The organism is Catenulispora sp. EB89 (assembly GCF_041261445.1).
GTDB lineage: Bacteria > Actinomycetota > Actinomycetes > Streptomycetales > Catenulisporaceae > Catenulispora.
The window spans coordinates 419,045-441,753 of sequence record NZ_JBGCCU010000004.1 but is presented as its reverse complement, the minus strand read 5'-3'; the positions used below and the strand labels follow the sequence as shown (position 1 = coordinate 441,753).

The window sequence follows — 22,709 nt, the reverse complement described above, 5'->3', positions numbered from 1 at the left end:
ACTTGGGCGAGTGGCTTTGTGGAGCGCGCGAACTGTGAGTTGTGGTGCCGGGGCGCTGGTGCGAGTTGCGATTCCGGGGAACGCGATTTGCACCATCGCGCCGCTGCCCGCTGCCCGCTGCCCGCTGCCCGCTGGCCGCAGGGCGCCGCGGGGCTGAGGCTGAGGCTGAGCAGGCCGCGCCGCGGGCTGAGGCTGAGCGGGATGCGGCGACGGCGGCGGCTGAGCACGTGGTGGCGCGGTGGCAGCAGGACGGGGCGGCGCTGGCGGCCGAGGGGGAAGTGCGGTGGCCGCGGTGGCTGTGCAGGTGGTGTCGTAGTGGCAACAGGACGCGGCGGCGTTGGTGACGAGGGCGAAGCGCGGTGGGAAGGCTGAGCTGGTGCTATCCGCAATGCCAAACGGCACACAGCTGAGGCGGCCCCGCCGCCGGCGATCGCCCGCTGGATCGCCAAACGTGCGCTGCTGGGGCAGCCCGCCGCGGACGATTGGCCGCCGGATTGCGAGTGCGTCGATCGGATCGCGGGTCTGAGCGCGAGTGCGCCGATCGGATCGCCGGGCCCGGCTGTGAAGGCCGGACTGTGGAGATCGGCTGGATCGCCGGGTCCGATTGCGAGTGCGCCGACTCGACGCGGTCTGTTGGCGGGTGGTCCGCTGGCGCCGGACTATCTAGCCGCTGGATCGCCGCTAGATCGTCGGCCGGCGTGCCCGGGTCGCGGGCTGGCGGGGCAGGCTCGTGGCTTTGCGTGCTCCCCGACGACTCCTATTGGAGCTACGAAAAAGTGTCGGCGTGTTGTTCCCGGGTGTCACTCTATTGGCCGTGTATGGGGGTTCTGCGTTGCTTGCGGCTTTTGGTTCAGCCTCGGAGGCGGAGGCCTGAGGGGGTTGAGCGGAAGCCGGCGGCTGCCAGGGCTAGGGCTAGGGCGGAGTTTTTGCCTGCGTAGAGCACGTCTTCGCCGTCGGTTTTGGAGACCGTCAGTTTGCCGAGCCAGCCGTCGCGGACTGTTAGGGCTAGTGCGTCTACTGCTGGTTGCAGGGTTGTGAGGTTTTCGGTCCAGGACAGGAGGGTGCGGCCGCCGCGTTCGACGTACAGGACTAGTTCGCCGTCGACGAGGACTACTAGGGCGCCGGCTTTGCGGCCTGGTTTGTGGCCGGTGGTGGGGGTGCCTTCTTCGGTGGTGGGGCGGGTGGGCCAGGGGAGGGCTGCGCCGTAGGCGTTGGCGGGGTCGGTGGCGGCTAGGACCAGGGCGCCGATGCGTTCTGGTTCTTTTTTGGGGCGGCGGGGGGTGTATTCGTGGGGGGTGCCCATGAGTTTGTGGACGCTGTCGTCGATGGTGGCGCCGGTTGCTTCGTGGTCGCGGTTCTGCAGGGATTCGAGGGTGGCGGCCAGGGAGCGGAGGCGGTCGACGGCGCCTTCGGCGGCGAACTGGGCCGCGCCCAGGCCCTCGACGAAGTAGCCGCGGCGGGCGCGGCCTGCCTCCTCGTACGCTGACAGCACCGAGTACACGCCCGCGTAGCCGCCGGGGATGCGTTCGGCCATCACTGAGCCGCGGGTCACCACGCCGTAGCGGTCCATCAGGACCTCGCCGAGCAGGTGGGCGCGGCGGGTCGGGTCGGCGATGCGGGGGGACAGGCGGGACCAGCGGCCGGCGCCGGAGGGGTTTACGGCGGCGGCTGCTGCGGAGGCGTTCTGGTCGGCCACTACTGCCGCCACACCGAAGCGGGCGTAGCGGCCGCGGGGGGTGGGGCGGCGTGCTTTGTGGGCGCTCTTGCCCGAGTTCAGGAGGCCGCGAAGGGGTGCGAGCGTGTCGTTGGTGACGTAGCCGGCCCAGAGCAGGTCCCAGAGTCCTGACAAAACTTCCGATGGGGGGAAGGCGTCTCCGACCCGGGCCACGATCCCGCGCAGGAACAAAGCCGCGTCGTCGCCGAGGGCCGCCAGGATCGCCTCGTGGACGGGGCCGGGGTCCAGCGCCTCGGAGGGCTCGGGGAGGAGAAGCGGTGCCAGCTCTGCGGGGCACAGGGTCACCCAGCCGTCGTCGCCGGCGAGGGAGCCTGCGCCGGCCCAGACGATCTCGCCGGAGGAGGTCAGTTCGTCGAGCATCGTCGGGGAGTAGTCGGCGACACGCGAGGGCAGGATCAGGCGCTCCAGGGCGGAGGCAGGGACCACGGCGCCAGCGAGCTGTTCGACGACGCGCAGGACGCCGTCGGTGCCGCGCAGAGGTGATGACGCGGCGCGGCCGACGGACTGCCAGGCTGGGAGGAGCATGGCGAGGGTGCGAGGCGGGACCGGCTCGGCTTCCTTGCGCAGCGCCGCCATCGTGCGGCGGCGGACCCGGCGCAGGACTTCGGCGTCGCACCACTCCGTGCCGCTGCCGCCGGGGCGGAACTCGCCGGACAGGACGCGGCCGGAAGCCGCCAGGCGTTCCAGGGCGGCGATCACCGAGGACGCCGGGATGCCGAAGCGGGTCGCGGGTTCGATGGCGCTGAAAGGGCCGTGCGTACGCGCGTAGCGGGCCACCAAGTCGCCCAAAGGGTCGGGGACCACCGCGGTGAAAGCCTCGGGGATGCCTACCGGCAGAGGGACGCCCAACGCGTCTTGGAGGCGTCCCGCGTCCTCGATCGCGGCCCAGCGTTCCTCGCCGGCGATCCGGACCCTGATGACGCGGCGCGCGCCCTCCAGGTCCACCAGCCACGACGCCTCGATCCCGCGCGCCGCCGCCTCCGCCGTGGACAGGGGCCCGAGCAGGCGCAGCAGGTCGGCGGCGTCCTCGGCGTCGCGGGCGCGCCGTGTCGGCGTCAGGTACTGGAGTTCCTCTTCGAGGGCGATGAGGATGTCGGGGTCGAGTAGGTCGCGCAGCCCGGTCTGGCCCAGCAGTTCGGCCAGCAGCGCCGGGTCCAGCGACAGCGCGGCGGCGCGGCGCTCGGCCAGCGGGGAGTCGCCCTCGTACATGAACTGCGCGATGTAGCCGAACAGCAGCGAGCGCGCGAAGGGCGAGGGCTGCGCTGTCTCCACCTCGACGATCCGTACCTTGCGTGCCTCGATGTCCCGGCAGAGCTCGATCAGCCCCGGCACGTCGTACACGTCCTGCAGCACCTCGCGCACGGCTTCCAGCACGATCGGGAAGCTCGCGTGCCGCGCCGCCACCGCCAGCAGCTGTGCCGAGCGCTGCCGCTGCTGCCACAGTGGCGTGCGTTTGCCCGGGCGCGTGCGCGGCAGAAGCAGCGCGCGGCCGGCGCACTCGCGGAAGCGCGAGGCGAACAGCGCCGAGCCGCCGATCTCGCCGGTGACGATCTCCTCGATCTCGTCCGAGGCGAACAGCAGCCCCAGGCTCTCGGTGGTCGGGTCGGCCGCGTCGGTGTCCGGCAGGCGCAGCACGATGCCGTCGTCGGCGTGCATCACCTGCGCGTCCAGGCCGTAGCGCTCGCGCAGCCGGGTGCCTATCGCCAGCGCCCAGGGCGCGTGCACCTGCGCGCCGAACGGCGAGTGGATCAGGACCTTCCAGTCGCCGAGCTCGTCGCGGGTGCGCTCGACCACGATGGTGCGGTCGTCGGGGACGCGGCCGGTGGCCTGCTTCTGCTCGCGCAGGTAGGACAGCAGGTTGTCGGCGGCCCAGTCGTCCAGGCCGGACTCCTTCAGCCGGGTCCTGGACGCCGCCTCCTCGGCCTTGCCCAGCTCGCGCAGGAACCCGCCGAGCGCGCGGCCCAGCTCCAGCGGCCGGCCGAGCGCGTCGCCGTGCCAGAACGGCAGCTTGCCCGGCATCCCCGGGGCCGGGGAGACCAGGACCCGGTCGTGCGTGATGTCCTCGATCCGCCAGGACGACGAGCCCAGCGTGAACACGTCGCCGACCCGCGACTCGTAGACCATCTCCTCGTCCAGCTCGCCGACCCGCTTGGCGCCCTCCTTGGCGCCGGCGAGGAAGACCCCGAAGTAGCCGCGGTCGGGGATGGTGCCGCCGGAGGTGACGGCCAGCCGCTGCGCGCCGGGGCGCGCCGAGAGCTTGCCCTCGACCCGGTCCCACACGATGCGCGGCTTCAACTCGGCGAACTCGTCCGAGGGATAGCGGCCGGACAGGAGGTCGAGCACTGATTCGTAGGCCGAATCCGGCAGCGCCGCGAACGGCATCGCGCGGCGGACCAGGGCGATGAGGTCGGCCGCCGGCCAGTCCTCGACCGCGACCATCGCGATGATCTGCTGCGCCAGCACGTCCAGCGGGTTGCGCACCACCTTCAGCGACTCGATCGACCCCGACGCCATCCGCTCGGCCACCACCGCCGACTGCACCAGGTCGCCCCGGTACTTGGGGAAGATCACGCCGTGCGAGATCGCCCCGACCTGGTGCCCGGCGCGCCCGACCCGCTGCAGCCCGGCGGCCACCGAGGGCGGCGACTCCACCTGGATCACCAGGTCCACGGCGCCCATGTCGATGCCCAGCTCCAGGCTGGAGGTGGCGACCACGGCCGGGAGCGTCCCGGCTTTCAGCGCCTCCTCGATGTCGGCGCGCTGCTCTTTGGAGACCGAGCCGTGGTGCGCGCGGGCCAGCACCGGCGGGGCGCCGGAGACCTGCCCGGCCTGCGCCATCATTTCGGCGGGGGTCGAGGTCGCGAGGATCTGCCGGGTGCTCAGCGGGTCGTCGAGGGCGTCACGCTCGGGGCCGCCGGGGCTGCCGGAGCCGCCGGAACCACCGCCGACGCCGCCGGTCGCCCTCTCCCAGTGCGCCTCGTTCAGCTTGCCGGTCAGCCGCTCGGCCAGCCGCCGGGAGTTGGTGAAGACGATGGTCGAGCGGTGCCGCTCGATCAGGTCGGCCACCGCCGCCTCGACGTGCGGCCACACCGACACCTGGCGGCGGCCGGTCTGGTCGGCGGCGACCAGCTCGCCGTCGTCGGTGTCGAGCGCCCCCATGTCCTCGACCGGCACCGAGACCCGGATGTCGAAGGTCTTCGCGATCTTCGGGGCCACCACCTCGACCGGGTGCGGGCCGCCGAGGAACTGCGCGACGGTCTCGGCCGGCCGCACGGTCGCCGACAGGCCGATGCGCCGCGCCGGCCGCTCCAGCAGCGCGTCCAGCCGCTCCAGGGAGACGGCCAGGTGCGAGCCGCGCTTGGTCCCGGCGACCGCGTGCACCTCGTCGATGATCACGGTCTCCACGCCGCGCAGCGACTCGCGGGCGGCGGAGGTGAGGATCAGGAACAGCGACTCGGGCGTGGTGATCAGGATGTCCGAGGGCTTGGTCATGAACCTGCGCCGCTGGTCGGCCGGGGTGTCGCCGGAGCGTACCGCGATGTCGACCTCCGGCTCGGGCAGGCCCAGGCGCGCGGCGGCCTGCTTCAGGCCGGCCAGCGGCGCGCGCAGGTTGCGCTCCACGTCCACGGCCAGCGCCTTCAGCGGCGAGACGTACACGACCCGGCAGCGGCGCTTGGGCTCGCTCGGCGGCGGGCCGAAGGCCAGCCGGTCCAGCGCGGCCAGGAACGCCGCGAGCGTCTTGCCGGACCCGGTCGGGGCCACGACCAGGGCGTTCTTCTCGGCCGCGAGCGCGTTCCAGGCCCCGGCCTGGGCGGTCGTGGGCTCGGCGAACGCAGCCGTGAACCAGGCCTGGGTGGCCGGGTGGAAGTGCGTCAGGGCTGCGGACGTTTTCATACGATCCATAGTGCCTTGGCCGTCTGACAGACTTGGGGCCATGCGGTCAGGGACGATGCGGCTTCAGGATTTCTGGGAGCGGATGCGCGAGGTGTTCGGGCCGCTCACGGATTCGTACGCGCGCGATCATGTGATGAGCGACCTCGGTGGGCGCACCGTGATGGAGGCGCTGCGGGACGGCGTGGATGTCAAGGACATCTGGGGCGCTGTCGCCCGGGATCGGGATCTTCCGTACTTCTAGCTTGTAGGCGTCAGGGGTGGGTGTCGGTGACCGCGATGATCTCGTCCAGCCGGTGCAGCGCGTCCTGGAGCTGCGCGACCCGGTCGCGGATCCGGTCCCGCTCGGCGTGCAGCATGCCGCGCTGCTGCGCATCGGTGTGGCCGGCGTCGTAGCAGGGCAGCAGTCCGGCGATGTTCTTGCTGGTCAACCCCGCTGCGTACATCTGCTGGAAGAAGCGGACCAGCTCGACCGCGGCCTCCGGGTAATGGCGCTGGCCCGAGGAACTGCGTTCCGGGATCAGCAGGCCCTGCTCCTCGTAGTAGCGCAGCGCGCGGACGCTGACGCCCGACCGCGTCGCCAATTCCCCGATACGCATCAGTCCGCCTCCGACTTGCCTCTCACGTCAACGTGAGGTTTTAGCGTAACCGACATGGAGATCAACGGATCGATCGCACTCGTCACCGGCGCCAACCGCGGACTCGGCCGCGCCTTCACCGCGCACCTGCTCGACCGGGGTGCCGCCAAGGTCTACGCCGCCGCGCGCCGGCCCGAGGACATGAGCCTCGACGGCCTGGACGCGGACCGCGTCGTACCCCTCGCCCTGGACGTCACCGACCCCGCCGCCGTGCGCCGCGCCGCCGAGCAGGCGCCGGACGTCACCCTGCTGGTCAACAACGCCGGGTCCAACACCTGGCAGGACATGGTCGCCGGGGACCTGGACCAGATCAGGCTGGAACTGGAGACCCATCTGTTCGGGTCCCTGCAGATGATCCGGGCGTTCGCCCCGGTGCTCGGGCGCAACGGTGGCGGCGCGGTGGTGAACCTCCTGTCAGCGATGTCGTGGTTCGCGTATCCCGGCGCCAACGCCTACCACGTCGCCAAGGCCGCGGCGTGGGCGATGGTGAACAGCGTCCGCCTCGAACTGGCCGACCAGGGCACCCTGGTCACCGGCGTGCACCTGGGCCTGGCCGACACCGACATGAGCGCCGCGTTCGACAGCGAGAAGCTGCCGCCGGTCGAGGTCGCGCGCGCCGCGCTGGACGGCGTCGAGGCCGGGGCCTGGGAGGTGCTCGTGGACGAGTGGAGCCGGACGGTCAAGAGCTCGCTCGCCGCAGACCCCCGCCCCTTCTACGAAGCGCTGGCGGCGACCACGTTCTGACCGGCAGCGTTCCGGCTAACCGCGGCGGAGGCCGTTCTCGCCGGACACGGGGATCTTCTGGATCTCCAGGCCGCCTTCTTCCGAGGGGTCCTTCATCCGCAGCACGGGGATGTCCCGCGGGTGCTCGCCGGTCGCGACGTCGCGTTCCCCGATCTGGAGCATCGTGGCGTGCACCGCGCGCATCGCGGCGTCGGCCGCGGGGGTCGGCCGGTACATGACCCGGAGCAGGTACTGCCCGGTCACCGGGATGTCCGTGACGGTCGCGTTCTGGAACCCGTCGCTGAGGAAGCGGGCCGTCAGGACCGCGCCGAGGCGGTTCCGGACCAGGCCCGGGAGCGAGAAAGGGTGCGCCGCCCGGTGTTCCACGGACGGCACGACGCCGTGTTCGGCGGCGAACCGCGCGAAGCACCGGCCCTGCGGCGAGTCCGGGGGAGCGGTGATCCAGGGGCGCCCGGTCAGCTCCGCGGCGGTCGCCGGCGTCTCCCAGTCGTCCGGGACGGCGATCCGGTACTCGTCCGCGAGGAAGATCTTGGCCCGGCAGCCGGGCGGCACCGCCAGCGGCGTCTGCCGGTCGTCGGCCAGGATCAGCACGTCCAGGGCGCCCAGCCGCAGGTCCGCCAGGCCCGGCCCGGCCTCGGTCTCGACCACCCGGGGCTCCAGCTCCGGCCGGGTGCGGGCGAGTTCGCCGACGGTCTCGGCGGCCAGCTGCAGCATCTTCCCGGGCCCGGCGCCGATCGTCACCGGGCCCTGGACCTGGCCGGTCACCGCGGCCAGCTGCCGCTCGGCCTCGGTGAGCGTCTCGTCCAGGGCCTTCCCGGCGCGCGCCAGCACCAGGCCGGCGGCGGTCAGCTCGACCTGTCCGCGGCGGCCCGCGCCGCGCTCGGCGAGTTCGGTGCCGACCTCGCGCTCCAGCCGGTTCAGCTGCTGGGAGACGGCGGAGGGGGTGTGGCCGAGGAGCCGGGCCGCGCCGGCCAGGGTGCCGGCTTCGGCGACGGCTTGCAGGACCAGGAGGCGGCGGGGGTCGATGTCCACAGGCTCCATTAGCGGTGCTTCATATACGGATGAGCAAGGCTTTGTATTAAGAACCCTGCGGCCTCGGCATCGTTGGCGCCATGAATTCAGGGATACGCCGATCGGCGGTTTCCGTGGCGGGGACTGCGGTGGTGCTGGCGATGGCCGGGTGCCAGTCGACGGGGCAGACGGGTTCGGGCACTGGTTCGCCCTTCGGTGCGAGTACCAGTGCGGCCTCGGGGCCGGGGCCGGGGCCGGGGGCGGCGCGACCGTCGGCGCCCGTGCCCGCGACGGCGACCACGACCGCGATAGCACCGGCACCGGCGACGGCGACGGCGACCGCGACGCCAGCACCGGCAAGCGGAATCTGGGTCCTGTCCGCTCCCGACTCGGTCACAGGCCTCAAGCGGGTCCAGCCCCCGGCCGCCACGCTCAAGACCATCATGACCACGCTCCAGCAGGCCGCCGGACCGCTGGGCGTCGAGAACGACAACCCGGTCGTCGGCGTCTACGACGACCCCCAGTACGACGTCTACATCGTCGTGGCCGGCTACAACGGCACCGGTTTCGACCCCGCCAAGCTGACCGCCGCGGAGTCAGTTCCGCCGAGCTTCCAGGACGTGAACGGCACCCGGTTCACGAACAACCACGTGACGATCGACCCCGGCGACCACGGCGGAACCGCGGGCTGCACCTCGACGCTGGGGCAGTCCGGGGCCATGGCGGCCGAGGCGACCGGGTGCATGTGGATGACCATGACCACGTTCGGCGGCGTCACCTACGTGCCGAAGCCCGATCTGCAGCAGATGGTTTACGGCATCGGCCCTGACAAACTGGGACCGATCATGCGGACCATCCGGGCGCAGGTCGAGCGCCGCGGCTAGTCGGCGCCCGCGGTCCGGCCCGCCCTCGGCCGGATCCGTCAGTTCCACAGCCGGAACGACCCTTCCGGCACCGTAAGGATCCCCGCTACGTTCCACGTGTGACCGCAGCCGACTCCCGAATATCGCCGCCCTCGCCTGACCTCGCCGGACGCGCGGCGGCGGTCCAGCGGCGCACCGTCCGGATCCTCATCGGCAGCCAGATCCTCGGCGGCGTCGGCTCCTCGACCGGGTTCTCGCTGTCCACGCTGCTGGCCAAGGAGATCACCGGGAACGCCGGGCTGGCCGGGCTGACCGGCACGTTCTCCTCGCTCGGCGCGGCGTTCGCGACCATCCCGCTCTCGCGCGTCATGGCGGCGCGCGGCCGGCGGCCCGGCCTGGTCCTCGGCTACGGGGCCGCGGTCGCGGGGACCCTGGTCATCATCCTGGCCGCGCGGCTGCACTTCTATCCGCTCCTGCTCGGCGGGATGGCGCTGTTCGGCTCGGCCTCGGCGGTCAACCTCCAGGCCCGGTACGCCGGCACCGACCTGGCGCCGGCCGAGCGGCGGGGCCGGGCGCTGTCGATGGTGATCTGGGCGGTGACGGTCGGGTCCATCCTCGGCCCGAACCTCGGGCACCCGGCGGAGGGGACGGCGCGGGCGCTCGGGCTGCCGCCGCTGGCCGGGGCCTTCCTGTGGTCGGGGGTCGCGCTCTGCGGCGCGGGGCTGGTGCTCGGCCTGCTGCTGCGTCCCGATCCGTTGCTGGTGGCGCGGGAGCTGCGCGGGGAGGACGTCGCGGCGCCGAAGCGGCTGACGCTCAAGGAGTCCTTCGCGGTGATCGCCGAGTCGCCGCGCGCGGTGCTGGCGATCGCGGTGGTGGCCGTCTCGCACACCGTCATGGTGTCGGTGATGTCGATGACGCCGGTGCACATGAACGCCGACGGCATGTCGGTGACGGTGATCGGGCTGGTGTTGTCCGTGCACATCACCGGGATGTACGCGTTCTCGCCGCTGGTCGGGGCGGCTGTGGACCGGGTCGGGCGGATCCCGGTGCTCGGCGCCGGGCTGGCGATCCTGACCGCGGCGTGCCTGGTGGTCGGGTCGGCGCCGATGGGGTCGCGGGCGTACATGGTCGTCGGGCTGCTGCTGCTGGGGATCGGGTGGTCCTGCGGGGTGGTGGCCGGGTCGACGCTGCTCACCGAGTCGACGCCGGACCGGGTGCGGCCGTCGGTGCAGGGCGCGAGCGACTTCGTGATGCAGGGTTCTTCGGCGGCCGGCGCGGCGCTGGCCGGGCTGGTGGTCGGGACGCTCGGGTACTCGTGGCTGGCCGGGCTGGCGGTGGCGCTGCTGGCGCCCGTCGCAGTGCTCGTGGTGGTGACGGCGGTAAGGCGGCCCGGGGTCGCGGCGGAGGTTGTGGCGCCGGACAACATTCCGGGGCGTTCGGTGCAAGAAGACGCGGCGTCCCAGGTACCGTGAGAGGCGGTCAGGCACCGGTGGACGCGGCCGAGTCAGTTTTTGTCAGTGGCGTCCTCTAGCTTCAAGACCGTCAGACGTGAAGTACCGGAACTTAAGGCAGGCACCCATGGCGGCATCGACCACCGATCGCGAGAAGGCGCTCGACGCCGCCCTCGCTCAGATCGAGCGCAACTTCGGCAAGGGGTCGGTGATGCGGCTGGGCGCGCGCTCGGCGCAGCCGATCGACATCATCCCCACCGGCTCGATCGCCCTGGACGTGGCCCTGGGCATCGGCGGCCTGCCGCGCGGCCGGGTCGTGGAGATCTACGGCCCGGAGTCCTCCGGCAAGACGACGGTCGCGCTGCACGCGGTCGCCAACGCGCAGCGCGGAGGCGGTCAGGCCGCGTTCATCGACGCCGAGCACGCGCTGGACCCGGAGTACGCCAAGAACATCGGCGTGGACACCGACGCGCTGCTGATCTCCCAGCCGGACACCGGCGAGCAGGCGCTGGAGATCGCCGACACCCTGATCCGCTCCGGCGCGCTGGACATCATCGTCATCGACTCGGTCGCGGCCCTGGTGCCCAAGGCCGAGATCGAGGGCGAGATGGGCGACTCGCACGTCGGTCTGCAGGCCCGCCTGATGAGCCAGGCGCTGCGCAAGCTGACCGGTGTGATCAGCCAGACCAACACCACCGTGATCTTCATCAACCAGCTGCGCGAGAAGGTCGGCGTGATGTTCGGCTCGCCGGAGACCACCACCGGCGGCCGCGCGCTGAAGTTCTACGCCTCGGTCCGGCTGGACATCCGCCGCATCGAGACGCTGAAGGACGGCACGGAGGCGGTCGCGAACCGCACCCGCGTCAAGGTCGTGAAGAACAAGGTGGCCCCGCCGTTCAAGCAGGCGGAGTTCGACGTGGTGTTCGGCCAGGGCATCTCGCGCGAGGGCTCGCTGATCGACATGGGTGTCGAGCACGGCTTCGTGAAGAAGGCGGGCGCCTGGTTCACGTACTCCGAGGGGCAGCTCGGCCAGGGCCGCGAGAACGCCCGGCGGTTCCTGAAGGAGAACCCGGACGTCGCCGACGGCCTGGAGAAGCTGATCAAGGAGAAGCTGGGCATCGGGCCGAAGGTCGACGAGCCGGCCGACACGGCGGCGAGCGCGGCGCCGGCGGCTGTGGCCGCTGCCGCCGACGGGACGGCTCCGGCCGAGGACGCCGCCGCCAAGCCGGCCAAGACGACGCGGGCGCGCAAGACCGCCGCCACGGCCGGTGCGGAGGAGTAGTAGGTGAGCGCCGGTTGGGGCCGGTTCCAGGATGAGGGAGCCGGTCCCGACTGGTTGGCCGACGCGGGGTCGGACGCGGGCGAACAGGCTTCGGCCGGGTCGGACGCGGGCGGGCCGGGCGACGGCGCGCCGGGCTGGGCCGCGGCAGCGGAACCCGGTGCCGGTGGGAGTTCGGGCGCGCGTGATGCGGGCTCGGCGCGGGCGGAGCAGAGCGGGTCGGGCGACGGCGCGCCGGGCTGGGCCGCGGCAGCGGAACCCGGTGCGGATGCGGGCCCGAGCGGTTGGGCGTCGCTCGCCGATGGCGCCGGCCGCCGGGGTGGCGCCGTGCCGAAGCGGTCGGAGCAGTCGGAGCGTCCGGAGCGGGAGCGCCGCTCCTCGGGCGGCTTCGGCGATGACCGGCGTGGCGGATCTGCGTCCGCGAAGAAGAGCGCCGCCAAGAAAAGCTCCGGCGGCTGGTCGTCGCGCCGCAAGGACCGCGATCCGGCCGACGCCGACAAGCCGAAGCCACCGCAGTCGCGCGAGAAGCTGGAGCAGCGCGCGAAGAACATCCTGATGTACCACCTGGGCCGGCAGATGCAGACCCGGTCGCAGCTGGCCGACAAGCTGCGCAAGAAGGAGATCCCGGACGACATCGCCGAGGCGGTGCTCGACCGGTTCGAGGAGCTGCACCTCCTGGACGACGCCGGCTACGCCGAGACCTTCGTCCGCTCCCGCCACACCGAGCGCGGCCTGGCCAAGCGGGCCCTGGGCTACGAGCTGCGCAAGCGCGGCATCGACGACGAGACCGCCGCCGAGGCGCTGTCCGCGGTCGACGAGGACCAGGAAGCCGTCACCGCGCGCCGACTTGTCGACTCCCGGCTGCGCGCCACCAAGGGGCTGGAGCCGCAGGTGCGTACCCGGCGGCTGGTCGGGATGCTCGCTCGCAAGGGGTACTCCGGGTCGATCGCCTTCCGGGTGGTGAAGGAGGCGCTCGCGGAGGAGGGGCTGGACGTCGATCTCGGTGAGCCCGAGTTCGACTGACGTCGGCGCCACCCCTGCGCCACCCCTCGGCTACCGTGCGCCGTCACCGCCGGTGACCCCTTCGCCGGAACACCACTCCTTCCAGTGCTTTCATCCGCTTTTCCCGACGACACCAACGGTTGTCGACCACACTCCTCCTTGACCGTATTGTTACCTCGCCCTAACCTCGCACTCAGTGAGGGATCATCGAAGGATCACTCAAGCGCGCTGGGAGCAAACTTCATGGTCGGCATGGTGATCGCGATCGCAGCGGTGGTCGCGGCGTGCGTCGGCCTGTTCGTGGGCATGAACGTCGGCGCCGGACGCCGCATCAACAATCTCAAGAAGAGCGCGTACGAGGACTTCGACAAGCAGGTCGCCGAGCTGGCGCAGCGGGCCCAGGCCCGGGAGGGCGAGCACGCCGCCGCCGTCGTGGCCGCGCAGCGCGACCTGGCCGCCGTGCACCGGGAGGCGGCCGAGGCGCGCAAACAGGCCGACGCCCAGGCCGTGCAGATCCGGGAGCAGGCCGCCGCCGCCGCTACCGTCGAGATGGACCGCGCCCGGCGCATCCGGGACGAGGCCGAGGCCGAGACCCGGGTGCTCAAGGACGACATCCGCGAGCTGCGGCTGGACCTGGAGCGCCGCGAGGCCCGGCAGGCCGAGCGCGAGGAGCGGCTGGACGCCGACCTGCGGCGGACCGGGGACAAAGAGCGTGAGCTGGTGGCCGCCTCCGCCGAGCTCGAGCGCAAGAAGGCCGAGCTGGCGACGCTGGAGGACGAGCGCCGCTCCATCCTGGAGCGAGCCGCCGCGCTGTCCGCCGCCGAGGCCAAGAGCGAGCTCGTGAAGTCGATCGAGAACCAGGCCAAGCGCGAGGCCGCGGTGCTCATCCGGCAGATCGAGCAGGAGGCCCGGGACGAGGGCGACAAGCGCGCCCGCAAGACCGTGGCCCTGGCCATCCAGCGCGTGGCCAGCGAGCAGACCGCCGAGTCCGTGGTCAGCGTGCTGCACCTGCCCAGCGACGACATGAAGGGCCGGATCATCGGCCGCGAGGGCCGGAACATCCGCGCCTACGAGTCGATCACCGGGGTCAACCTGATCATCGACGACTCGCCCGAGGCGGTCCTGCTGTCCTGCTTCGACCCGGTGCGCCGGGAGGTCGGCCGGCTGACCCTGGAGGAACTGGTCCTGGACGGCCGGATCCACCCGCACCGCATCGAGGAGATCTACGAGCGCTCCAAGGCCAAGGTGGAGACGCTGTGCGTGCGGGCCGGCGAGGACGCGCTGATGGAGCTCGGCATCACCGACATGCACCCCGAGCTCATCGCGCTGCTCGGCAAGCTCCGCTACCGCACCTCCTACGGCCAGAACGTGCTCAAGCACCTCGTGGAGTCCGCGCACCTGGCCTCGATCATGGCCTCCGAGCTGCGGCTGGACCCGGTGCTCCTCAAGCGCTGCACGGTCCTGCACGACATCGGCAAGGCCCTGACCCACGAGGTCGAGGGCAGCCACGCGCTGATCGGCGCCGAGATCGCCCGCAAGTACGGCGAGCACGACGACGTCGTGCACGCCATCGAGGCGCACCACAACGAGGTCGAGGTCCGCACCGTCGAGGCGGTCCTGACGCAGGCCGCCGACGCCATCAGCGGCGGCCGCCCGGGCGCGCGCCGCGAGTCGCTGGAGGCCTACGTCAAGCGCCTGGAGCGGCTGGAGCAGATCGCCGCCGAGCAGGAGGGCGTGGAGAAGGTCTTCGCCATGCAGGCCGGCCGCGAGATCCGGGTGATGGTCGTGCCCGACGCGGTCGACGACATCCAGGCGCAGGTCATCGCGCGGGACATCGCCAAGCAGGTCGAGGAGGAGCTGACCTACCCGGGGCAGATCCGGATCACCGTGGTGCGGGAGTCCCGGGCGACCGAGTACGCGCGCTGACCCACCGCCACCGCACGAGCAGCACCGCTCCGGCCGCGAGCACCAGCAGCACGATCAGGTACACCGGGATCCCGAGGGCCGTCAGCAGTTCCTCCTGGTCGTACGTACTGTGCTGCACCCAGTCCGAGGCCGCCGGAGCGAACGCGTAGTCCTGCGTGATCTGCGACGGCTCGTCGAACGAGCCCTCATACACCGTCAGGAACATCCGCCCGGCCGCCAGCGTGGCCAGTGACGGCCCGACGTTCGAGGGGTTGATCCAGTCGCCGAACGTCGAGGGCTCCGGCTGGTCCGCGACCGGTGTGCTCGTGGCGTCCATCCGGTGCGGCGCCAGCACGGACACCTCGACGTTCTGCGGCGTCGTCGCGCCGGCCGACAACCGCATCGGGTAGACGGCGCTCTTGGCCGGGAACGACAGGCTGATCGGGTCCAGGACGCCGTTCAGATCCGCCTTGCTGCCGGTGGCCAGCCGCACGGCGACGAACTTCCAGCCCTCGTTGGTGTAGGCGGCCAACCGGGTCGCGGTGCTGTCCTTCAGGGTGAAGCCGTGCTGGTTCAGCCAGTCGCCGAGCGCCTTGGGGTCGGCCGAGGCCAGGTTCGCGACCTCGAACTCGCCGATCCGCTGGTCGCTGAGCACCTGCACCGCCGACTGCGGGGGAGCGGCGGCCATCGCGCCCCCGGCTACCGCGCCGTCGCCGGATGATCCTCCGAGATGCGGCCAGAAGTAGTGGTGCACGACGGGGACCGGCTCCTCGGCGACCGTCAGATCGCCGAACAACTCCGGGTTCGCGAGCTTCGCCGTGGCCTGAGCCGGCACCGGCATCACCCACGCGGCGTCTGTGACGTTGCTCTGCGTGGCGAACCGCATGACGACGTCCTCGGTCGTCCCGTCGAACCGCACCACCGCCTGCTCCCGCGCGACGCTCATCGTGCCGCCGGGGCCGGGGATCATCGCCCCGCAGCCGCACGCCCACGCCGGATCGGCCACTCCGACCGCCTGCAGCCCGCTCGCCGCCAGTGCGAGTGTCAGAGTCTTGGCCACCCATCTACGCATCCTGATTCGCCTCCCGAGAAAGAACCCGTCTTCCGGCGAGGCTTTGACGCCCTCGCCGGAAGACGGGTTCCGGTGCTCTCACCACGGATTGGTAACGGTCGGGTCTGCGATCGGTGACCGGCGACCCGCGACCGGCTACCGCTTGCGGCGCTACCGCTTCCGCCCCGGAGCCAGCAGCTGCACCGCCACCGCGGCCGCCGCCAGCAGCACCGCGATCCCGATCAGCGTCACGTGCATCCCGTGCGCGAAGTCGCCGCCGGCCACCAGCGCCCCGGCCACGGCCACCGCCAGCGCGCCGCCGACCTGCCGGGAGGTGTTCACGATGCCGGCCGCGGTGCCCGCCTGCTCGGCCGGCACGCTCCCCATCACCATGATGGTCAGCGCCGGGACCACGAAGGCGCCGGCGAAGGAGACCGGGACCAGCAGCAGCACCAGCTGCCAGGCCGGCTGGTCCGGCCGCACGGCCAGCAGCAGGAGCATCGCGCCGGCGGTGCCGACCAGGCCGACGGTCATCGACAGCCGGGCGCCGATCTTCGCCACCATCCGCGCCGCCACGGTCACGTTCACCAGCGTCACCACCGCGGTGATCGGCGCGAACAGCAGGCCGGTGACGGTCGAGGACTTGTGCGCCACCTGCTGGAAGTACAGGCTGAGCAGGAAGATCACGCCGTAGAAGGCGGCGTTGACGCTGAACCCGGCGAACGCGGTCAGCGACATCGCGCGGGACTTGAACAGCGCCAGCGGCACCATCGGCCGGGTCTGGCGGGACTCGGCTACGGCGAAGACGACCGAGGCGATCCCGGCCGCCGCGAACGAGGCCAGCACCGGCGTGGTGCCGAAGCCCTTCGAGCCGCCCTCGATGAAGCCGTACGTCAGGCCGGCCAGCGCCACCACCGAGGAGATCAGGCCGATGACGTCGAAGTGCGCGCCGACCGCGGTCCTGGCCTGCACCAGCTTGGGCGTCCCGGCCAGCAGCGCCAGCGCCGCGGCCCCGGCCGGCAGGTTCAGGAAGAAGATCCAGCGCCAGTCCACGGCGGCCGTGATCAGGCCGCCGGCCACCGGTCCGGCGGCGGCTGCCGCCGAGCCCGCCGCGGTCCACAGCGCGATCGCCCGGTTCCGCTTCGCCGGGTCCGGGAACGCCTGGCGCACCAGAGCCAGCGAGGCCGGCAGCATCAGTGAGGCGGCGCCGCCCTGCACCAGCCGCGCGGTGACCAGCAGGCCCAGCGACGGGGCCAGGCCGCACGCGGCGGAGGAGAGCGTGAAGCCGATCAGCCCGAGGCCGTAGGCGGCCTTGGCGCCGATCCGGTCGCTCAGGGCGCCGGCCGAGAGCATCAGCGCGGCGAAGGCGAGTGTGTAGCCGTCTATGACCCACTGCGCGCCGGCCATCCCGCCGGCCAGGCTGCGGTTGATCGCCGGGAGCGCCACGTTGACCACCATGGCGTCGAGGCCGACGAGGAAGAAGCCGAAGACCGAGGCGGCGAGGATGCGCTTGGCCGCGGTAGCGGAGGGCGCGGCGTCGACGGTCGCGGTGGCGACCGGCGCGTCGGCGTCAGACGCGGTGGCTGCGGTGGCTGCGGTGCCGGCGGTCCGCGGCCGGGCGGTGGTGAGAGCTGTCATGCCTGTAACCCTCGCGGTCCGCGCCGCGACCATACAGACCGCGCCGAACCGGGGAGCGCGGTGCCGGGGTGCGACACACCCCCTCACTTCTCGCGCCCGGCCTCTACGCTGGCAGTATGACGAACGGCAGCGAGTTGGGGATCTTCCTGAAGGCGCGGCGCGCGGCGGTCCAGCCCGAGGACGTCGGCCTGCCGCCCAGCGCGGGCGTCCGGCGGACCCCGGGCCTGCGCCGCGAGGAGGTCGCGATCCTGGCCGGCGTCAGCGTCGACTACTACACCCGCCTGGAGCGCGGCAAGGAGACCAACCCGAGCCCGGCCGTGGTCGACGCCCTGGCCCGCATCCTGCGGCTGAACCCCGACGAGCACCAGCACCTGCGCGACCTCACCGCGATCGCCGCCCAGCCGGCCCGCCGGGTCGAGCAGCGGCAGTCCCGCACCCGCACGGTGCGCGAGGGCGCGCTGATCCTGATGGAGCAGCTGCGCCCGAACCCGGTCTACATCGTCAGCCGCACCAACGACCTGCTGGCCGCGAACCCGGCCGGGATGGCGCTGTTCCCGGGCCTGGCCGACTGGCCGAGCGGCCAGCGCAACGTCACCCGCTACCTGTTCCTGAGCCCGGTCGCCAAGCAGCTGTACCCGGAGTGGGACAAGCTGGTCCCGACCTCCGTGGCCTACCTGCGGGCTCGCGCCGGCGCCGATCCCGACGACCCGGACCTGGTGCGCCTGATCGGCGAGCTGGTGGTGAAGAGCAAGGAGTTCGCCCGGCTCTGGGAGCGCTACGAGGTGCGGAACCTCAGCCAGGGCACGAAGGCCTTCCACCACCCCGACGTCGGTCCGATGACGCTGGACTACGAGGCCATGGAGCTGGCAAACACCGGCGGCCAGCGCATGATCGCCTACTACACGATGCCCGGCAGCCCCGACCGGGACGCCGTCGCGCTACTCGACATGATCGGCTCGGGGCTTCTCGCGGCCGGCGTCGAAGGACTTCAGCAGTTCGTTCAGCCCGCCGATGGAGAGCTTGTGGAAGCTGGGGAGGGGACCGGGGTGGCCGGCGATCAGGAGGGCTGAGCGGATGGTCATCCGCACTATCCGCATCGCCGCGTAGAACAGGTAGAAGGCCAGGGGCAGCTCGACGAAGAACGCCGAGAGCAGCGAGGCGGTCTCGTCGGACGTACCCCAGTCGAGCGTGATGTCGAACCACGCGTCGCACACCAGCAGCGTCGCGGTGAACACGCACGAGACCACCACGAACTGCCGCTTGCGCCAGGCGCCCCAGGTGGTGACGAACAGCCCGAGCAGCAGCAGGACGTCGAAGCCGACCCACGCGGCGTTCCAGGCGTTCTCCGGATGGTGGTCGGGCAGCACCAGCGCCAGGTAGACGATCCACGGCACCAGCACCACGAAACCGCCGGTGACGACGGCCAGGAACAGGTGGCGCATGTGGCGCAGCTGGGCATTCTTCAATGACGGCAGACCAGCGGCCTCGAGATCGTCATAGTTCACATCTCCGATGGTCGCACGAAGACGTCGCACGGTCCTTGGTCACAGATCTGTCACGGCGTGGAACCCGCGCGCCATCCGGGCGTCTTCCCAGCGAGACAACACATTGGGGACTGGGGAGGAACCGAAATGGCTGGTCAGGGGAGCAAGATGTGGGCCCGCGCGGCGATGTGCGCGGCGGCGCTGGCGACCCCGCTCGTGGTGAGCGGCTGTCAGAGCGCGACGAACGCGACCGGCACCGGCGGGGCCGTCGCGCCGCAGGCCGGGGCGTCGAGCGCGCCGAGCGCGGGGGTCTCGACGAGCCCTTCGGCTGCTGTTTCGAGCACCGCGCCGACCTCGGCGCCGGCGCCGCTGAACGCCACGGCCGGGAACGGCATCACGATCTCCGACGGCGGCAGCAAGATCCTGATGAACGGCACGGCCGTCGACTTCGGCACCCAGGTCCACGACCCGTCCTGGTCGCCGGACGGCAGCCGGGTGGTCTTCATCGACGGCGCCGGCAACCTGGTGGTGGCCAACGCCGACGGCTCCGGCCGGATCGAGGCCGCGCACAACCCCGGCGGCCAGACCTGGTCGCACCCGACGTGGCAGACCACGCAGGCCGACGCCTCGACCAACATGCCCGCGCGGAGCAACATCTTCTTCGCCTCCAGCGCCGGCGGCACCACGCTGTGGGAGGTCCCGACGACCGCCCACGACGCGCAGCCGACGCAGCTCACGCTCAACGGCTACTTCGGGGAAGGCTCGACGCCGCCGCCGGTGAAGGGCAACAAGTGGCCGGCCGCCGGCGGCAAGTACGGCGCCGCGGTGTACGAGCACGACGGCCTGACGTCCTCGGACGTCTACGTCCGCGACGACTTCCTGCGGCAGCAGGGCGGCCTGGCGATCAAGGACGCCGCCGAGCCGGACTACGTCCTGGTCGGCGGTTCGGCGAGCGCTCCGGGGACGCCGGAGGTCGTGTTCGTGCGCAAGGTCGGCGCGCACCAGCACGTGTTCGTGGAGTCCATCCAGACCAGCACCGGCGGCGCCGCGTCCGCGGCCCGCGACCTGACCCCGAACGCCACCACCGACTGCACCGAGCCCGCGATGTCGCCGGACGGCAAGACGGTCGTGTTCTCCACGTCCTCCGGTGTCGTGACCGTCGCCGCCGACGGCTCGGGGACGCCGGCGTTCGTGACGAACACCCCCGGGTTCCCGGCCTTCCGGCCCGGCTCCTGAATCAAGAGCACCACCACGAACCAGGTGTTACGACCGCCACCAGGGCTCCCGGACCACGAGGTCGTCGACCTTCTCGCACCCCTGTGCGTTGGCGACCTCGGCGCGGTCCAGATCCCACCCGACGATCCCGTTGCCCAGGCGCGTCAGCTCGATGAGCGTGTTCGACTGCTGAGTCGTCCCGAACTGGACCTCGCACTTCACCAGTGAAGACCAGGACCGGCCGTCCAGCGCCACCGTGAACGCCGCGACCGGCAGCACCACGACGGCCAGCAGTGTCGCGGCGGTGCGTTCGGCCGAGATGAGCCGGTGCTGCCACGGCGCCAGCGACTCCGAGCGTTCCCGGTGGCCGCGGTGCCCGGTGCGGTACTCGATCACCACGCCCTGCCGCAGCAGCCAGGCCGCGAGCGCGGTGGCCAGGCCCCAGCGCCAGTCGAAGAACACGGTCATCAGCAGGCCGAAGGCCAGCGGGCTGATCAACGACATCGCGGTGGCGATCGCCAGGGTGCGGCGGCCGGCGCCGGGCGGGAGGCCGCCCCGGGCGGCCATCGCCAGGAACGTCATCCGCGAGGTCACCAGCGCCAGCACGAACGCCAGCTCCGCGCTGTTGCGGACCATGCCCATCAGCACGTCGAGCCAGTTCTTCGGCTCCAGCGCGACCAGCACGTCCCAGGCCGCGTCGCCGCCGCCGACGGTCCAGGCCACCTTCAGGATCGGGAACACCAGGACCACGGCCAGCACCACGGTGTGTCCGGGGCCGCCCCGCCTGTCATCGTTCTTCGCCTGCTCGACCACGAGCCACATTTGGCCGGGTCCCGAGGCCCGGCGGCCAATCCGCTGCTCCGAATGATTCTGTCAGGGCATCTGCGCACCTGCGGTTGCGCAACCCGAGTTGCCTATCTAGACTGCACAGGTGACCGAGTTTCGACCCGGCGCCGACGACCTGCACGAAGAGGCGTTGCGCGCAGCTGTGGAGATCTTCGTCGTCGTCGGGCGGCTGCGCCGGCGGCTGACGTCGCTGCCCGGCGACGACGGCCTGACGCCCACGCAGGCCTCCGTGCTGACCCGGCTGAGCAAGGTCGAGTCCGCGACGGTCGGCGAGCTGGCCGGTGCGGAGCAGGTCACGCACCAGGCGACGGTCAAGACCGTGGCCGTGCTCGAGCAGGCCGGCCTGGTCCGGCGCGATCCCGACCCCACCGACGGCCGCCGGCAGCTCATCAGCCTCACCGAGGTCGGGCGGACCCGGGCCCAGGGCGAGCGGCACGCGCGGCAGGAGTGGCTGGCCCGCGCGCTCACCGAGCACGGCACCCCGGAGGAGATCCGCGCCGTGCTGACCGCGGCCGAACTGCTCGGCAAAGTCTCCGACTCGCCCTGAAGTCCTGTGTGCCCCGAAGTCCAGTAGTTCGCAGTCCCCAGTCCCAAGGAAAGGCACTTCCCGTGGCCATCACCACCATTGACCCGAAGACCGCGCTGGTCGTCATCGACCTGCAGGCCGGCATCACCGCCATGCCCGGCGCCCCGGTCCCGACCGCCGACGTCATCAAGAACTCCGTCGAGCTGGCCAACGCCTTCCGCGAGCGCGACCTGCCGGTCGTGCTGGTCAACGTGACCTTCGCCGGCGACGGCTCGGACGCGATGCCCGGCCGCGTCGACCAGGGTATGGCCGGTATGCAGCTCCCCGAGGGCTGGGACCGCGTCATCGCCGACCTCGACGGTCACGAGAGCGACATCCGGGTCACCAAGCGCAACTGGTCGGCGTTCTACGGCACCAACCTCGACCTGCACCTGCGCCGCCGCGGCGTGACCCAGATCGTTCTGACCGGCATCGCGACCAGCATCGGCGTGGAGTCCACGGCGCGCTACGCGCACGAGCACGGCTACCACGTCACCGTCGCCACCGACGCGGTCACCGACTCCAACGCCGACGCGCACCAGAACAGCGTCGAGCGCATCTTCCCGCGGCTGGCCGAGAACGGGACCACCGCGGAGATCCTCGCCGTGCTGCCCGCCGCCGGCTGAGACCCGGCCGGCCCCCGCGCTCCTGCGTGCGCTCGACCCCCGTCACCTCGCAGAATGGAAGGTGACGGGGACGGCGAAGTGAGGCGTCTGGAGGCGGCGATGAGCGGCAGGATCAAACACCCGGTCTTTGCCCGCGTCTACGCGAAGTGTGCCGGGCCCTCGTTGGAGAAGGCCGGGATCGGCGTGCACCGGGACCGGCTGCTGGCCGGCCTGAGCGGCGACGTCATCGAGATCGGCGCGGGCAACGGCCTCAACTTCACGCACTACCCGCCCGAGGTGAAGCGCGTGGTCGCGGTGGAACCGGAGCCGGACCTGCGCGCCCTGGCCGAGCAGGCGGCCCGGTCGGAGTCCGTGCCGGTGCCGGTGGAGGTCGTCGAGGGCCGCGCCGAGGTGCTGCCGTTCCCCGACGGCTCTTTCGACGCGGCGGTGGCCTGCCTGGTGCTGTGCTCGGTCGCGGACCAGGGCGTCGCGCTGCGCGAGATCGACAGGGTCCTGCGACCCGGCGGCACGCTGCGCTTCTTCGAGCACATCCGGTCCGAGAGCGCCGGGATGCGCGGCGTGCAGCGCGCCCTGGACGCGACGATCTGGCCGCTGGTCGCCGGCGGCTGCCACACCGCGCGCGACACCGGGGCGGCGATCGTCGCCGCCGGGTTCATGGTCACCGAGCTCGACTGCTTCGAGTTCCCCGAGACCCGGATCCCGACGCCGTCCCGGACGCACGTGCTCGGGACGGCGATCTCCCCGCACTAGCCGGTGGGGAAACGC

18 protein-coding genes are annotated in these 22,709 nt (G+C 71.9%); 12 read left to right on the top strand and 6 right to left on the bottom strand.

All coding sequences use genetic code 11. The features are described 5' to 3' along the window. Positions 1–850: 850 nt before the first annotated feature. The gene (locus ABH920_RS11570; RefSeq protein WP_370348905.1) at positions 851–5,638 is read right to left on the bottom strand and encodes an ATP-dependent helicase; all 4,788 of its coding nucleotides are present in this window, start codon (positions 5,636–5,638) and stop codon (positions 851–853) included. A 46-nt stretch (positions 5,639–5,684) separates the two neighbouring features. On the opposite strand from ABH920_RS11570, the gene ABH920_RS11565 reads away from it, so the two are divergent. Next, complete coding sequence (locus tag ABH920_RS11565; protein ID WP_370349034.1) at positions 5,685–5,870, top strand: DUF3046 domain-containing protein; 186 nt, start codon at positions 5,685–5,687, stop codon at positions 5,868–5,870. A 10-nt stretch (positions 5,871–5,880) separates the two neighbouring features. Here ABH920_RS11565 and ABH920_RS11560 read toward each other — a convergent pair whose 3' ends face one another. Beyond that, the gene (locus tag ABH920_RS11560; RefSeq protein WP_370348904.1) at positions 5,881–6,225 is read right to left on the bottom strand and encodes a MerR family transcriptional regulator; all 345 of its coding nucleotides are present in this window, start codon (positions 6,223–6,225) and stop codon (positions 5,881–5,883) included. A gap of 54 nt (positions 6,226–6,279) precedes the next feature. On the opposite strand from ABH920_RS11560, the gene ABH920_RS11555 reads away from it, so the two are divergent. Beyond that, on the top strand, positions 6,280–7,008 hold the full coding sequence (locus ABH920_RS11555; protein ID WP_370348903.1) for an SDR family oxidoreductase: 729 nt from the start codon (positions 6,280–6,282) through the stop codon (positions 7,006–7,008). A 15-nt stretch (positions 7,009–7,023) separates the two neighbouring features. Here the strand turns inward: ABH920_RS11555 and ABH920_RS11550 are convergent, their stop codons facing one another. Then, positions 7,024–8,040 (bottom strand): LysR family transcriptional regulator, encoded by a 1,017-nt coding sequence (locus ABH920_RS11550; protein ID WP_370348902.1) that lies wholly within the window; start codon positions 8,038–8,040, stop codon positions 7,024–7,026. Positions 8,041–8,300: 260 nt separating this feature from the next. On the opposite strand from ABH920_RS11550, the gene ABH920_RS11545 reads away from it, so the two are divergent. From ABH920_RS11545 to rny, 5 genes are all read left to right on the top strand, one after another. Next, positions 8,301–8,903, top strand: a complete 603-nt coding sequence (locus ABH920_RS11545; protein WP_370348901.1) for a hypothetical protein — start codon at positions 8,301–8,303, stop codon at positions 8,901–8,903. A gap of 98 nt (positions 8,904–9,001) precedes the next feature. After that, positions 9,002–10,354, top strand: coding sequence for an MFS transporter (locus tag ABH920_RS11540; protein ID WP_370348900.1), 1,353 nt, complete (start codon positions 9,002–9,004; stop codon positions 10,352–10,354). 106 nt (positions 10,355–10,460) lie between these two features. After that, complete coding sequence (gene recA / locus ABH920_RS11535) at positions 10,461–11,615, top strand: recombinase RecA (protein ID WP_370348899.1); 1,155 nt, start codon at positions 10,461–10,463, stop codon at positions 11,613–11,615. 3 nt (positions 11,616–11,618) lie between these two features. Next, positions 11,619–12,635: a regulatory protein RecX gene (locus ABH920_RS11530; RefSeq protein WP_370348898.1), complete on the top strand. Its 1,017-nt coding sequence runs from the start codon at positions 11,619–11,621 to the stop codon at positions 12,633–12,635. A 222-nt stretch (positions 12,636–12,857) separates the two neighbouring features. After that, entirely contained in the window at positions 12,858–14,540 is a 1,683-nt protein-coding gene (gene rny / locus ABH920_RS11525; RefSeq protein ID WP_370348897.1) for a ribonuclease Y, read from the top strand. Here the strand turns inward: rny and ABH920_RS11520 are convergent. Together ABH920_RS11520 and ABH920_RS11515 are read right to left on the bottom strand one after the other, a co-directional pair. Then, positions 14,497–15,579 carry a DUF2330 domain-containing protein gene (locus tag ABH920_RS11520; protein ID WP_370348896.1) on the bottom strand — a complete coding sequence of 361 codons (1,083 nt, stop codon included), beginning with the start codon at positions 15,577–15,579 and terminating at the stop codon, positions 14,497–14,499. The genes rny and ABH920_RS11520 overlap by 44 nt on opposite strands. Before the next feature lie 162 nt (positions 15,580–15,741). Continuing rightward, positions 15,742–17,208, bottom strand: a complete 1,467-nt coding sequence (locus ABH920_RS11515) for an MFS transporter (protein WP_370348895.1) — start codon at positions 17,206–17,208, stop codon at positions 15,742–15,744. Between the two features lie 116 nt (positions 17,209–17,324). On the opposite strand from ABH920_RS11515, the gene ABH920_RS11510 reads away from it, so the two are divergent. Next, on the top strand, positions 17,325–18,278 hold the full coding sequence (locus ABH920_RS11510) for a helix-turn-helix transcriptional regulator (protein WP_370348894.1): 954 nt from the start codon (positions 17,325–17,327) through the stop codon (positions 18,276–18,278). Positions 18,279–18,839: 561 nt separating this feature from the next. After that, a complete protein-coding gene (locus ABH920_RS11505; protein ID WP_370348893.1) occupies positions 18,840–19,928 on the top strand; it encodes a hypothetical protein in 1,089 nt (362 codons plus the stop codon). Between the two features lie 27 nt (positions 19,929–19,955). Here ABH920_RS11505 and ABH920_RS11500 read toward each other — a convergent pair whose 3' ends face one another. Beyond that, positions 19,956–20,729: a hypothetical protein gene (locus ABH920_RS11500; protein WP_370348892.1), complete on the bottom strand. Its 774-nt coding sequence runs from the start codon at positions 20,727–20,729 to the stop codon at positions 19,956–19,958. Positions 20,730–20,838: 109 nt separating this feature from the next. Here ABH920_RS11500 and ABH920_RS11495 point away from each other — a divergent pair, with 109 nt between their 5' ends. The 3 genes from ABH920_RS11495 to ABH920_RS11485 all read left to right on the top strand — a co-directional run bounded on the left by ABH920_RS11495 (position 20,839) and on the right by ABH920_RS11485 (position 22,694). Then, on the top strand, positions 20,839–21,300 hold the full coding sequence (locus tag ABH920_RS11495) for a MarR family winged helix-turn-helix transcriptional regulator (RefSeq protein ID WP_370348891.1): 462 nt from the start codon (positions 20,839–20,841) through the stop codon (positions 21,298–21,300). A 62-nt stretch (positions 21,301–21,362) separates the two neighbouring features. Continuing rightward, on the top strand, positions 21,363–21,944 hold the full coding sequence (locus tag ABH920_RS11490; protein WP_370348890.1) for a hydrolase: 582 nt from the start codon (positions 21,363–21,365) through the stop codon (positions 21,942–21,944). A gap of 99 nt (positions 21,945–22,043) precedes the next feature. Next, entirely contained in the window at positions 22,044–22,694 is a 651-nt protein-coding gene (locus ABH920_RS11485; RefSeq protein WP_370348889.1) for a class I SAM-dependent methyltransferase, read from the top strand. Positions 22,695–22,709: the final 15 nt, after the last annotated feature.